The 12,754-nt window shown below is 50.2% G+C and carries 13 protein-coding genes; 6 read left to right on the plus strand and 7 right to left on the minus strand.

The window, feature by feature from the left end:
* Nucleotides 1-170: 170 nt before the first annotated feature.
* From RIC19_RS05870 to RIC19_RS05890, 5 genes are all read right to left on the minus strand, one after another.
* Nucleotides 171-392, minus strand: coding sequence for a hypothetical protein (locus RIC19_RS05870; RefSeq protein WP_350177363.1), 222 nt, complete (start codon nt 390-392; stop codon nt 171-173).
* Between the two features lie 46 nt (nt 393-438).
* Nucleotides 439-1,134, minus strand: a complete 696-nt coding sequence (locus RIC19_RS05875) for a hypothetical protein (protein WP_350177364.1) — start codon at nt 1,132-1,134, stop codon at nt 439-441.
* A 68-nt stretch (nt 1,135-1,202) separates the two neighbouring features.
* Nucleotides 1,203-1,427 (minus strand): hypothetical protein, encoded by a 225-nt coding sequence (locus tag RIC19_RS05880; protein ID WP_350177365.1) that lies wholly within the window; start codon nt 1,425-1,427, stop codon nt 1,203-1,205.
* On the minus strand, nt 1,424-2,032 hold the full coding sequence (locus RIC19_RS05885; RefSeq protein ID WP_350177366.1) for a hypothetical protein: 609 nt from the start codon (nt 2,030-2,032) through the stop codon (nt 1,424-1,426). The genes RIC19_RS05880 and RIC19_RS05885 overlap by 4 nt, the downstream gene beginning before the upstream one ends.
* A gap of 300 nt (nt 2,033-2,332) precedes the next feature.
* Nucleotides 2,333-2,533 carry a hypothetical protein gene (locus RIC19_RS05890; protein ID WP_350177367.1) on the minus strand — a complete coding sequence of 67 codons (201 nt, stop codon included), beginning with the start codon at nt 2,531-2,533 and terminating at the stop codon, nt 2,333-2,335.
* 174 nt (nt 2,534-2,707) lie between these two features.
* Between RIC19_RS05890 and RIC19_RS05895 the strand changes: the two genes are divergently transcribed.
* The gene (locus RIC19_RS05895; protein ID WP_350177368.1) at nt 2,708-3,304 is read left to right on the plus strand and encodes a porin family protein; all 597 of its coding nucleotides are present in this window, start codon (nt 2,708-2,710) and stop codon (nt 3,302-3,304) included.
* A 434-nt stretch (nt 3,305-3,738) separates the two neighbouring features.
* Here the strand turns inward: RIC19_RS05895 and RIC19_RS05900 are convergent, their stop codons facing one another.
* Nucleotides 3,739-6,084, minus strand: a complete 2,346-nt coding sequence (locus RIC19_RS05900; protein WP_350177369.1) for a TonB-dependent receptor — start codon at nt 6,082-6,084, stop codon at nt 3,739-3,741.
* Between the two features lie 282 nt (nt 6,085-6,366).
* Between RIC19_RS05900 and RIC19_RS05905 the strand changes: the two genes are divergently transcribed.
* The gene (locus RIC19_RS05905; RefSeq protein WP_350177370.1) at nt 6,367-7,065 is read left to right on the plus strand and encodes a hypothetical protein; all 699 of its coding nucleotides are present in this window, start codon (nt 6,367-6,369) and stop codon (nt 7,063-7,065) included.
* Here the strand turns inward: RIC19_RS05905 and RIC19_RS05910 are convergent.
* Nucleotides 7,062-7,910, minus strand: coding sequence for a sulfurtransferase (locus tag RIC19_RS05910; RefSeq protein WP_350177371.1), 849 nt, complete (start codon nt 7,908-7,910; stop codon nt 7,062-7,064). The two genes, RIC19_RS05905 and RIC19_RS05910, sit on opposite strands and share 4 nt — an antisense overlap.
* Nucleotides 7,911-8,397: 487 nt before the next feature.
* On the opposite strand from RIC19_RS05910, the gene RIC19_RS05915 reads away from it, so the two are divergent.
* Genes RIC19_RS05915 through RIC19_RS05930 form a run of 4 tightly spaced genes read left to right on the plus strand, consistent with a single transcriptional unit; the run spans nt 8,398 to nt 12,675 of the window.
* Nucleotides 8,398-8,754, plus strand: a complete 357-nt coding sequence (locus RIC19_RS05915) for a photoactive yellow protein (protein WP_350177372.1) — start codon at nt 8,398-8,400, stop codon at nt 8,752-8,754.
* Nucleotides 8,755-8,758: 4 nt separating this feature from the next.
* Nucleotides 8,759-9,985, plus strand: coding sequence for a sensor histidine kinase (locus RIC19_RS05920; RefSeq protein ID WP_350177373.1), 1,227 nt, complete (start codon nt 8,759-8,761; stop codon nt 9,983-9,985).
* Between the two features lie 9 nt (nt 9,986-9,994).
* A complete protein-coding gene (locus tag RIC19_RS05925; RefSeq protein WP_350177374.1) occupies nt 9,995-11,569 on the plus strand; it encodes an ATP-binding protein in 1,575 nt (524 codons plus the stop codon).
* Nucleotides 11,569-12,675 (plus strand): class I adenylate-forming enzyme family protein, encoded by a 1,107-nt coding sequence (locus RIC19_RS05930; protein ID WP_350177375.1) that lies wholly within the window; start codon nt 11,569-11,571, stop codon nt 12,673-12,675. Before RIC19_RS05925 ends, RIC19_RS05930 begins: the two co-directional genes overlap by 1 nt.
* Nucleotides 12,676-12,754 lie beyond the last annotated feature (79 nt).

Genomic DNA, 12,754 nt, shown 5'->3' on the forward strand with positions numbered 1-12,754 from the left:
CGTAATGGTAGGCCTACGCATTACTACCTTCGGTACAATCGTCACCGTTGGTGTTCTCGCAAAGCAAAGATAATACCATCACGAATGATTATTATTCACTAATAGAATTTTGTCCGATTCTTAGGGGGCTGAACCACCACCCCTCCAATGGGCGCAAACCAAATTGTCGCTTAAGCAGCCCAAGAGTGCCCCATTTGCTTGTTGATGATCTGCCGGATGCCATCCCGTTTACCGCTCTTGAAAGCCGCTCGTAAATTTAATACCGCAGCCACCCTTTTAGTCCAGCGCTGCCCTACTAGTTTACATCTTTGCTGGACGACCGTGCTTATGGCGGACTCGATTGCGCCGCTGCCTATGCAGTAGCCTGCTTTGCGGTATTCATCATACTTCATGCGGTAGCCGTTTTTCTGATAATACTGAATGACTGCTTCGGCTTTGTCAACAATGGCACAGCGCCTGCCCGAGGCTTTTGTCCTTATTGCCAGTATGACTTTTTCGGCCTGCCCTTCGAGCAGCTCTGTTTTGCGCCTGGCAATCCATTGTTCTTTGTTTTTTTGCCGAGCTGAAAACCATGCCAGCGAACTCGCATAGCTTTTCCGCTGCGTGATAGAAGTCAAGGATTATCTGCGCTTGCGGGTAACACTCCGACTGCCATTTCTCAATCCATTCGGCACCGTCGCTTACCACTACCAGCTTCGCATGAGGGTGCTTGCTAAGGTGATTGTCTATCAGGGGGTCCAGCCGTTTTACAAACTCTTTATAATGGCCGAGGTGCGCCAAATAATCCGAATGCTCCAGCTCGTTGCGCAGCATAACCTCTTCATCGTCAGACGAAACCTGCTTAATGTGCTGGCCGCAGAACAGCCTGCCCACCTTTGTTTCTTTGTAGCCGTCGTCGGTCAGCAGGTGCCCTCCATCGACTTGGATATACAGCACGCTTTTGCCACTGGCAGCCTCTGCCGGCACTGGCATGTCGAAGCCCGGGCTCTGCAAAAGCTCTTCCATTGCATCTAATGCCCCAAAGTGCTGGGCCAGCCGCTGAGCTTGGCTAGAGCCTAGCCGGGCAGCGGGCAGGGCCGTTTGGAGTAATGACATAGCCGGCTTGAAAGGAAGCGCATTTGCAAACTCTAACATATGGCTTTGAAGCAGTGGCGATATGGCAAAATCGTGCTTGGCACCGCATATAAACGGGTGCTCTTTTCTTACTTCGATTGTCCCGAAGGTGGATTGGTACCTCTTTTTTTTCGACGGTCTTGGGCCTGGCCTCCAAGTTGTGACTGGGCCACTTCACGGCCCAGCTCCTGCATGATCTCGACTAAACCTTTTTCATAGTCCATCATCGTCGGCTTGTCCGTCAGTGCGTTGATATGCTCATATTTTTTGGCCGCTAAAGCTAGGAATTTTTCCTTGTCCATATTGTTTTTCATAAATATACGATTTTATGGCTATGCGACAATTTGGTTTGCGCCCCGGTAAACTCCATTGAACCATCGCCTTTCCATAGAGAAGCCTTTGTAGTAGTAAATTTACTATACCTAGACCATATATCAGGACCTCCATAATACAGACCAATCTTAGATGCAAACCCTTGCCAATCGCCTTCCTCAAATTGAGTGAATTTTCCAGATGTGGGATCTGTGAATCCATAAGCATCATTACTAAACGTAGGATCTGTATCCTCTCCTTTGAAATCATCTATATATATCGGAAGAGAGTGATTATATGCAAACTCTGTAAGAACTTGAAAACAAAAGTTTGCGCAATCAATTCGGGTCCCCTCATTAAAATATCTATTCTGGATTCCACGGACACTTTCTTGCCATAAGTCAACATATGTTTTACCTTGATGAATTTCCCAAGCTTGCACCCTTCTACTATATATCTGTATTCCCATGATGGAGTACGATTTTCTGCCTGCGGTCTCTGTACCATAAATATTCTGAAGTTCTCTATCCCCAATTACATCATTCCACTTATGATTGGATTTCCACTCCAATCCATCTAAATCCACCCCGTCAATAACTCTATTCATAGCAAAAGCATATGGTGTCCAAGAAGGATAAGATTTCGTCAACGGGTCGACACTCAAAAACCGCCCAATCACCGGGTTATGACTCACCTTTAGGGCCCCTACCCCAAAGGTTCGTGGCACCCATAATCATCCCACCTTCGCCTTTTGGGCTTCGGCGGGTAAAAGTGCGTCAAAGAACTTCCGCCTGCGCCTTGCTATGGCGGACGGAGCAACTCGCCGTCGGAATCATTCTCCGGATTCCAGTTTAGGGCCCCTTCACCCCAAACTGGAATGGAGAAACCGTAGCGGTAGTCTCCAAAGTTATACTTTCGGCCCGGCCCCGCCAAATCGCCGGGATTTCGCGGCATTGATGGCTGTTGCTATGGCGCTCAACATTTCATAGCCAAATGGGTAATAATCAGTAGCGGCCATGAATACGGGGTCGAAGTACTCTGCTTCGTCATCGGCATCCGTGTCTTTGTAGTATTTGCGGTCATTGAGCACGGCCATGACGTTGCCCACCCGCCTTCGCAGAGGCTATGGCGAGCGGAGAGTGGTTGGATATCTCGTACCGTTTCCAGCCTATGCAAAGCTTCTCCTGGTCGCTAAAGTAGGGCGTATCGTTCAGTTGGCATCAAAAAGTCTGGCAAAGAAAACCGAAGGTGCCGTATATTTACTCACAAAAAACGCCAACACATGCAAAAACACACCCCCGCCTCTTTCCAGCGGCAAACACGACCGCTCCTCACCGCTGTGCTGTTCTTAAGCCTCGCTTTTCAGGGCTTCGCTCAGGACTCGGACAAAACTCAGTATGGCATCAAGGCCGGCATCAACTTTGCCGAACTCATTGGCGATGATGCGATCCCCGAAAGTGACCGGAAAGAAGGGTACTCCATCGGGGGCTATATGAATTTCAAGCTGTCCAAATCTTTGAAATTGCAGCCGGAAGTCATTTGGTCTTTGCAGGGAGAAGAGTCCAAAAGCAATGGCCGTTTTAAATTGTCGTACATCAATATTCCGGTGATGCTGAAATGGATAGAAGGGGACTTTTACAGTGAATTGGGCCCGCAATTGGGCATCATAACCATATCTTCAACGGAGTCTGTACCGGAATCGCTGGCCCTGGATAATTTCGAGACCTTTGAATTGGCAGTCAATGCGGGGATAGGATACGAGGTTTTTGAAGACTGGACGATCGGCCTTCGGTATTCACAGGCTGTAACAAACCTTATCGAAGGCCTGGATATCAAGGGAAGCGTTTTCTATGTCGGGATTGCTTACCGGATCTTTTAGGCAGAGGGGGGCAAAAAGGGTCAGGTCAGGCGCAAGCCCCAAGACGAAAGGCTGAACAACCCGGAAGTTGCTCAGCCTTTGGCGGATACTGTACATCACACCATTTGCAGGTGGTGTACCCTTACGGTGGCTCGGGTTGGGCGGTTAAAACCGTCGTTTCCGTCCACGCGCTGTTGCCGTTCTTTTGTTTCATGTTCATGGAATTTTACCTTTAAAAAATTTGTAAAATGGGATTAATACGTACTAAAGGTAATAATTTCCGGCAACGGTTTATAACAATAAGACAACTCCTATTCCCTTTTTTATGAAGTTGTCGCTAAGCTGGCATTCCTGCCTGTACAAAGAAAAGAAAAAACCTCCCGTTCAAAGTGGGCATCTAGATTACGGGGGGCTTTGATTGGGCACTGTGCAGCACTCCTTAGGAAGCGGTTCTGCTACCAGTCGAGCTGGAAGGTAAGAACGGGGACAATACCCCCAAGCTTGCCAAAGACCCAATCTCCGAGGAGCGGATCAAAGTCATAATTGAGCACATCCTGGTTTTGACGGGAGATAAAATTCTGTACGTCAAGGGAGATGTACCAGGCATTTTGCTCATTATCGTGGCGGTAGGCAAAACGCAGGTCAGGGCGGAAAAAGTTGTCTACGCGTATGCTGTAGGGATTGGCTTCGTCCAGTATAGGATTTAGCGGGTCGTTGGGGTCGCGCACCGGGCTCAGAATGGGAGAAATGCGCTGCCCGCCGTTGTACATGAGTCGCACACTGCCCTGTATCGTGCCCCGCTGCCCGGTAGGCCATTCTCTACCGCCCATAAAGCTGGTGGCGAAGGTGTTGTCGAAGCGGGTACTGTAGGTTGCTCCGTTGAGTGCCTCATAGGTGGAACTGAAAAGCGAACCCGACAATATATAAAAGGTGCGGTCGCTGAAAAACTGCTCAAAGGTCACATCAAGCCCGAAGTTGGTGCCCGTGCCTTCGCTCACGAGGTTGCGGGTGGCAAAACCGTCAATGTGATTGAGCAGGGAGAAGGTGCTGTTGATATCTGCCGCCACCGGCACATCAAACAGGCGCTGGTAGTAGGCTTCCACCCGCAGCCGTTTATTGGTCCCGACCAATTGATCGTACCCCAGTACAAAATGGTGCGATTTCACCAGGTCCAGGTCCTGATTGGGCTGTTCTCCGTTCACTTGCGTAAAGTAGGATGCCATAGGGACGATCCGGCTGTGCAGCCCGTAAGCAAGGCTGAGGGTAGCGCCCGGCCCGGCCTGATACTGCACGCCCAAGCGTGGCTCGGCACTCCAGGTATCATTCAGAGTGAAAAACATGGCGTGAAGCCCGGCATTCACGGTCCACCGGGGATGAAGCTGCCAGCGCACGTATCCATAAGGCTGTAGCAGCAGGGTACTTCCTTCCTCGTCTACATAAGTGGTGAAGGCATCATCCACCAAATACCGAAAGTCGTAATCGTAGCCCATCCGGGTGGCAATGGCGCCGAGCCGCATGGTCGCGCTGGAAGAAAGCTTCCGGTTGTAATAGGAGGTCAGGGTCAAGCGGTTATTATAGTACAGTTCGTCGTTGATCAGGCTGGGCACCTCATTCTGATCGAGGGTGTCATTCTGATAAAGGATGCGCTGCCCCTGTACCGCCAGGCTGGTCTTCAGATAGGATTTGTCATCAATCAGATAGCTGTGGGAAAAACCGACAATCCCCATATCCGTATCAAAGTCGCGGGTGAGATAGTCGGTATAAATCTGCCATTCCTCCGGTCCCCCCTCTGCCGGGTCGCGGCGCTCATCGCTCAGCCCGCCCATGCCCCAGAAGGAAAACATATGCTTGCCATTTTTGCTTCTGTGGTCGGTTTTGAAGGAAAAGTCCTGAAAGGTATTGCTGTCGCGCAGGCTCACCAGCCGAATGCCTAAAGCATTGAGAATGCCAAGCGTAGAGTACCGGTAGTTGAACAGGTAGGAGCTCCTCCCCTTTTTGATGGGCCCTTCCGTCGAAAATTCCAGCCCCAGCATACCGGCACGGATGGAATATTCCTGCTGTTCCTTGTTGCCCGACCGGAATTGAATGTCGAATACACCGGAAAAGGCATTACCGTACATGGCCGGAAAAGCCCCTGTGGAAAAGTCAGAATTGCTCAGCATGCTTACGCTAAATATGGAAATCCCACCACCGGAGGCACCGCGCCGCGCAAAGTGGTTCGGGTTGGGCACGTCGATGCCTTCCACCCGCCACAGCAGGCCGAAGCCCGGATTACCACGGATAATAAGGTCGTTGCGGGCATCGCGGCTGCCCTGCACACCGGAGAAGCCCAGGGCCATGCGCATGGGGTCGTTGGCACTTGCGGCGTACCGCTGTGTCTCTTCCACGGAGAAGGAGCGGGTGCTGACGATGGATAATTCGTTCAGGGGCTCGTTGCCGTGGCTGCGGGCCGTCACAACCACCTCTTCTGCCATGACCGCCGATTCCGACAGGGCAATCTCCAGTACCAGTTCGCGGGCAGAATTGAGAATCGCATCCTCGACGATGTAGGGCTCGTACCCCAGGTAGGTGACTTCAATGCGGTGCCGGCCGGTAGGTACCTTGGCCAACAGAAAATTGCCGTCAATATCCGTAACGGTGCCCATAGCGGGCTCAACATCTGTAACCTGTACCGCAGCGCCAATCAATGGCTGACGGGTATCTTTGTCGACAATCGTCCCGCGGATGGTTTGGGTAGTGGTTTGGGCAGAAAGAGAACCAAATAGCGATAGAAAAAACCCAAGGTAAAGGATTCGTTTCATGGTTCTTCGTTTTGATTTAAGGGTAAGGTGATGAGGTTTGTTGATTGATCCGATGATAATTCTCAGGTAGCACGCAACCGTAAAATGATACAGCTGGCATTGTCTGAGGTTAACTACTACTAAGATAATACTTTGAGTATATACTTTTGGGTTGAACATTTCAGGAAAACTATAGATGAGTAAATGCTAAACCCAAATAAAACCAAGACATTTCATTCAAGCAAAAACTTGTTTTTATCAAAAAGAGGACATAAATTTGCTTTAGCATCAAATGATGGACAGATGAAGAAGCAATCAACCAACCGGCAATATAATTTTCCCGATGCAGATTTGTACCTGCAGTGCCTGGAGCGCATCAAATATGCGAATCGGGACCGGGAGCAATTTGAGCAGTACGGGTATACCCTTGAGCGGTTGAAAAAATTCAAAGCCCTCTGTGATAAATTTGGCGAATTGCCAGATGACGATGAGCTACTGGGCGATCAGATGGTGACAACGGAGAAAAAGTATACTGCATCGGAGCAGCTCAAGTCTGCCATCCGAAGCCTGATGACCCGGGTCGCAATCAAATACAGCAACCGGAGCGGTCGCTACCGCAAATTTGGTACCGCCAAAATGGGAGACATGACCGATGCGCAGCTGATCTTCTGTGGGCGGCGTGTGGTGCGGGTAGCCCGTCAGCAGCTGGACTTCCTGGCAGAAACCGGCGTGAATGAAAACGTCATCCGCAGGGTGGCGGAGGCGACCCGTCAGTTTGAAAAGTCAGTAAACATACAGCAGGATAAAGTAGCCGACCGGGACATCTCGGTCGAGCGCCGGGTGGAGCAAGGCAACCGGCTTTATGATGAGCTAATTACCCTATGCAACATCGGCAAGGACATCTGGGCAGAAAAGGACCCGGTACGGTACGAGAACTACTGCATTTACGAAAGCAATAACGAACAAAAGAAAGCCCGCAAAGCCAGTCAAAAAAGCAGCTAGGAATTACGCTCTACCGGTCGGTTAGGGTCTGTGATCCAGTCACTCCAGGAGCCGGGATAAAGTTTGGCATCGCCCAGTCCGGCGTGGTAGTGAGCCAGTAAGTTGCGGCAGGCTGTAACACCCGATCCGCAGTAGAAAACCACTTCATCTACTTCATCATGGCCAACGAGGGTGTCAAAGCGTTCTTCCAGTTCGTCGGGTTCCAGCCAGGCGCCATCTGAGTCGACCAAAGCCGTATGCGGGAAGTTAGTGGCACCGGGTATATGCCCGGCGACCGGGTCGATCGGCTCATCTTCTCCTTTGTAGCGCTCCGGTGTTCTGGAGTCTACCAACAGAAAATCTTCATCACCAAGCCGCTTTTCAATGTGTGCCGCATCTACAGTCCAATCTTCACGAGGCTGTGGTTTAAACACACGCGGCCCAGCCCCCACAATAGCGGTTTCGACCGGATAGCCGCCTTGCTCCCAGGCTCTCCAGCCCCCATCGAGCACCGCCACCTCATCGTGCCCGAGGTAGCGCAACATCCACCATAGCCTTGCAGCAATTGCGCCGGAGCGGTCATCATACAATACTACCTGAATACCATCACTGATGCCCCAGCTGGAGAATCGCTGAGTCATCTTGACCATTGATGGCAAAGGGTGCCGACCTGTTTGACCAGGTACTATTTTACCCGACAAATCTTTGTCGAGATGGGCGTAGCTGGCCCCGGGGATATGGCTCTTCTGATAAGCTTCCACGCCGGAGTCCGGATGGCCTAGGTTGTAACGGCAATCGATGATCACCCAAGTCTGGCGCTCCAGTTTGTCGTACAACTCTTTTGGGCTTATAATAGTGCGGAACATGATTTTCAGATTTTTCTGTTGGCGAATATACTTGGAAAGATTTGGTTTGCCCATCTTCTGCTGAGCTTAATTCGGATGTAGATTAAAGTTCTCCAAGTCAGAATACACAAAAAATTGACACCCGTTTTTTCTGCTCCCCTCTATTTGCAGGCAAGGCTGCCAAACAGGCGGGCACAGGCATAGCCAAAGGGCCTGCGCGAAAAGCCCACAGGCTTCAAAGCAACATTGCTTCACGGGCGGTGTAAGGCCTTTTAGCCACTCCCTGGATTTAAGTGCGTTAAACCTGCTCCGGATGGGGCTTTTTAGATTAAAATATTCCTTTATCACCTGAAAAAACGCTATATTTATGGTCTTATCCTCGCCCCAGCATCTATGCTCCATCTTTTGTGAGCTCTAAGTAAAATCGGGATGCCGGATCTGCCCTTAAACACTGTTTAAAAGAAGATCTGTCTTGTTTCGATGTGAAGACAAATTAAAACTATTGGATATGCACAATTTCGAATCAAAAGACCTTCATCTTTGGCTGGACCAGCAATCAGATGAACATCTCGACCAACTTCCCTACGGCCTTATTAAAATGAACTACGAAGGCATCATACAAGCCTATAACGTCAGGGAATCCAGTTACACCGGTGTGCAACCAGCGCAAGCCATTGGTAAACACTTCTTTACCGAAATAGCCCCCTGCACCAACAACTTCATGGTTGCGGGCAAATTCAACAGCCCCGAAGTGGACGAGACAGTCGACTATATTTTCACTTACGTCATGAAGCCTACTCCCGTCCGCCTGAGGCTGCTCAGAAGCGACAGCCCTTTTATGTACCTTTTGGTTGAAAAACGCTGATGATATGAATATCAAGGCACAGAACCAGAAAATGTTGTCCATCATCTATCAAATCCCGGTGGGTTTGGTGCAAACGGATGCAACAGGCGGAGTGCAGGAGATGAACGCGATGGCCATTCAATTCCTGATGCCGCACTTTGTGGCGGCAGGCCTGACAGGCGAGAACCTTTTTGACCTGCTCCGGGCGCTTTTCCCGAAAGCTATTGAGGCTATAAAAGCCTACCCAAAGCCCTCAGGCAACATAATTCAGCAAGAACGTTTCAAAGTCAGTCAACAGGACGGGAATGACAACGCTAGTCAGCACTTCATCCTCACCATCAACCGGTTATCAGAGGAAAACTACCTCTTCATCATTGATGATATTACAGAGCTGTATACAAAGGAGCAGGAACTGTTCCAAATACAGCAGGAACATGCTGTAGAGCGTGGGAAATTTGAGGTAATATCGGGCGTGCTCCACGATATTGGGAATGCAGTTGTCGGCTTCGGGGCCTACCTGACCAAAGTCAAGCAACTTAACAGCAACAGCGATACCCTTATGCTCAAAAAACTGGCGCAGTTTATTGAGGCTAATCAATCTGATTTAGCGGTAGGTATTGGGGCACCCAAAGCAGGTGCTATGCTTAGCTTGGTCAATGCCCTCAGAGAAGAGCAGGAAGAGCATCTTAAAAAGATGGAAACCGCCATTACCGATCAAATGAATATCGTGACCCATGTGAAGGACATCCTCAATATTCAGCGACAGTACCTGAAGGTGGATAACAACGAACGTACCCTGGTGAGCCTCAGAAGTATTGTAGGTGACGCACTGGCCATGCAACTGGCTACCCTCGAAAAACGCAATATTGCGATACAAACCTACCTCCCGGACGGACTGCCCCCCATTAAAGGCGACCGGACTAAATTGATGCAGGTCTTTCTCAACCTGATTAAGAACAGCATAGAATCCATTGATCAAAAGGGGGGGGATAACCATCAGCTGATCCTCCGGTTAGAACAGGATCAGCAAGCTATTATTGCTACAGTTCAGGACACCGGCATCGGTATTCCTCCTGAGGAAAAAGGAAAGCTCTTCCAACGTGGGTTTACTACCAAAAACATTGGCTCAGGGTTAGGGCTAAATGGCAGTCAGTCCATCCTGGCTGCGCACAATGCTACAATTGACATAGATAGCCCGGGGGCCGGCCAAGGCGCCAAAGTCACCATCAAATACCCTTTACCCAAACCATAAACAACAACAATGCCTGCACAATTCCTAAATACCCGAGTCCTCGTCATTGACGACGAAGAAATGGTCCGCGATAATATCCGTCAGATTCTACAGCCTCAGGCCAAAACGGAGCATGCAGGGTTATCTGCTGCTGCAAGCGTGCTTTTTGATGAAGCGGAAGCGACTGTGGTCAAAAAGAAAACGAGCGATGAATTTCCTGATTTTATAGTCGACCTGGCTGTAAATGGCAAAGAAGGCTATGAGATGATTAAAGCCGCCCTGGAAGCAGGTCAACCCTACGCTGCTATCTTCCTGGATATGCGGATGCCTGGTTGGGACGGCCTGGAAACAGCGATCCACATCCGGCAAGTAGATCAAAAGGCAGAAATCATCATCGTCACGGCCTACTCTGACCATTCCATAAAAGACATCATTTCCAAAGCCGGGCACAACGTGGGTTATCATGTGAAGCCTTATGCATCGGAAGAAATCCTGCAACTCGCAACCAAAGCCGTTTATGAGTACAACCGCCTCAATAACCTGGAAGCCCTGATTTCCGTCATTGGCAATATCCACCTCTCTCAAAAGCAACTCGACCACCTGCTCCAGAATATTGTTGATCAGCTGGCTATGTACATCAATACCGACACCGCACTCCTGGGCAAATTCAATGCTCAAGGCCACTATGTGCCCCTCGCATCAGTGGGCAATGCCATAGACTCCATAAATATTGAAAGGGTCAAAGAACAACTGGGGGGCTTGCCCAGATCAGAAGGCAAAGTGGTACAAATTGGCAACATCATCACGGCCCATATGTCACCCTACGATGTTTTTGCAGCGCTTCCCGACGATTCCAAGCTGCGCACAGAAAAACTATACCTCTTGCAGCTTTTCCTGAGCAATGCTTCACAAGCCATACACAATGCAGAGCTCAAAGAAGCCTTGCTGAAAAAAGAAAAGCTCTCAGCCGCCGGCAACGCTGTGGGCATGTTGATGCACGACCTGCGTACACCGATCAAAAGCATCACCCTCATTGCGGATATCTTGGACGCACAGGGCGCTGACTCTGAAGCCACAGCCATGCTTAGAGAAGCGGGCAATCAGGCTTCCGAAATCTTTGACGACTTCCTGGATTACCTCAGAGAAACACCGCTGCAAAAGCAACCCGTTGACCTCACGCTCGTACTGCAACAGGCCATCAAGCTTTGTGAGGACCGCACCCCCGACCACGGCGTTATGATAACCGTAGACATGCCTGAGCAACTAGAAATATTAGGGGATGGCAGCAAATTGAAACGAAGCCTGAGCAACCTTATTGGCAATGCTATTGATGTGCTTAGCAACAGTCAGACTGCCGGGCCCAAAATCAAGATAGACATAGTGGAAGCTCCTGAGTATGTCCAAATCACTATTTCGGATAACGGGCCCGGTATACCCAATGAAATATTACCGAAAGTATTTGAGCCCTTCATCACCAAAAACAAGGCGAATGGTACCGGTCTCGGCCTGGCTATCGTCAAACAGTATATTGAGGGGCACAACGGCCGCATTACAGTACGTAATGACCAAGGGGCCATATTTGACATCCAACTACCCAAACTTTAATGATCTGGACCATTGAAAATACCAGAAGGCTGATTATAGACCTGGCCCACCGGCTACAGGGGCAGGCCTATTCCGGCAACCAAAAAGATTACCGCCCGGGGCAGAACCTGAAAGATGACCTGCAACTGGAATCCATACAGGTCATGGACCTTTCTGCGCAGGTCAATGCCTTTTTCCACCTGATGGAGACCAGTCCTGACAACTACCTGTTGGCTTCCTACTCCGTAGACGAATGGGCTCAGAAGTGCGTCAACGGCAGAGCTCAAAAAAGCGAAAGCATTACGTTTTTGACCTCCGGCACAACCGGAGTGGCTCAACCTATCACCCACCACCAATCTTTCATTGACCGGGAGGTGGCTTTCCTGAAGGCTTACTTTTCAGGTACGACCACTATCGTTCCATTGGTTCCTTCTGCCTCCATTTACGGGTACCTCTACACGATTGCATTGCCAAAGGCCCTGAATATCCCGGTTGTATTCCCATCCGCAGTACACTGGAACAACCTTCCTCCGCACACGCTGATCGTTGGTACGCCTTTCACCTGGTCGCACCTGCTGCGGGCAATGCCCGGGCACCCTATCCGTGCACGGGGAGTGTGTTCAACGGCACCGCTTGCCCCTCCTGTATTCCAGGACCTGCTCAACCGGGGTGTAGATATGACAGAGGTGTACGGTGCAACCGAAACCGCAGGTGTCGGGCTCCGGAAAAACGCTGCTGATCCTTTTGAGTTATTCCCGTACTGGTCCCTACAGGGGGCATCCACCCTACTAGACCGGGAAAGCGGGCAAGCCTATCCACTCATGGACCGGGTGCGCCCCACCGGGGATAATGCGTTTGTGGTAATGAACCGACGGGACCAAAAACTGAAAATCGCTGGCCGGCTGGTGGATTTGGCAAGCCTGGAAAGTCGGATTCAGGCCATAAAGGGAGTACAGCACTGCCAGCTGTCTGCCAAAAAGCAAGTGGACCGAACCATCATTACGGCAGCCGTTACTCTACAGGCCGATTCCCCTGATGCCCGTCAAAGCTTCCTCTCTGCTGTAAAAATCTACCTTGAACCCGCCGAGCGCCCGGCTGAAGTGCACTTCGTGGAGAACTCACCTTAAATAAAATTTAATCCGCCTGGTCAATAGAAATTTTGCGATACTGTAAAACGTTAGTTTTGTCAGAGCGTGTTACTATTGC

Origin of the sequence: Phaeodactylibacter sp. (assembly GCF_040219495.1) — a bacterium.
Lineage (GTDB): Bacteria > Bacteroidota > Bacteroidia > Chitinophagales > Saprospiraceae > Phaeodactylibacter.

Bases quoted from the DNA above. Each gene is read 5' to 3' on its own strand.
- RIC19_RS05925 (WP_350177374.1), top strand. From the start codon at position 9,995: ATGCCTGCACAATTCCTAAATACCCGAGTCCTCGTCATTGACGACGAA.
- RIC19_RS05880 (WP_350177365.1), bottom strand. From the start codon at position 1,427: ATGAAAAACAATATGGACAAGGAAAAATTCCTAGCTTTAGCGGCCAAA.
- RIC19_RS05885 (WP_350177366.1), bottom strand. From the start codon at position 2,032: ATGAATAGAGTTATTGACGGGGTGGATTTAGATGGATTGGAGTGGAAA.
- RIC19_RS05900 (WP_350177369.1), bottom strand. From the start codon at position 6,084: ATGAAACGAATCCTTTACCTTGGGTTTTTTCTATCGCTATTTGGTTCT.
- RIC19_RS05895 (WP_350177368.1), top strand. From the start codon at position 2,708: ATGCAAAAACACACCCCCGCCTCTTTCCAGCGGCAAACACGACCGCTC.
- RIC19_RS05870 (WP_350177363.1), bottom strand. From the start codon at position 392: ATGAAGTATGATGAATACCGCAAAGCAGGCTACTGCATAGGCAGCGGC.
- RIC19_RS05905 (WP_350177370.1), top strand. From the start codon at position 6,367: ATGAAGAAGCAATCAACCAACCGGCAATATAATTTTCCCGATGCAGAT.
- RIC19_RS05915 (WP_350177372.1), top strand. From the start codon at position 8,398: ATGCACAATTTCGAATCAAAAGACCTTCATCTTTGGCTGGACCAGCAA.
- RIC19_RS05875 (WP_350177364.1), bottom strand. From the start codon at position 1,134: ATGTTAGAGTTTGCAAATGCGCTTCCTTTCAAGCCGGCTATGTCATTA.
- RIC19_RS05920 (WP_350177373.1), top strand. From the start codon at position 8,759: ATGAATATCAAGGCACAGAACCAGAAAATGTTGTCCATCATCTATCAA.
- RIC19_RS05930 (WP_350177375.1), top strand. From the start codon at position 11,569: ATGATCTGGACCATTGAAAATACCAGAAGGCTGATTATAGACCTGGCC.
- RIC19_RS05910 (WP_350177371.1), bottom strand. From the start codon at position 7,910: ATGTTCCGCACTATTATAAGCCCAAAAGAGTTGTACGACAAACTGGAG.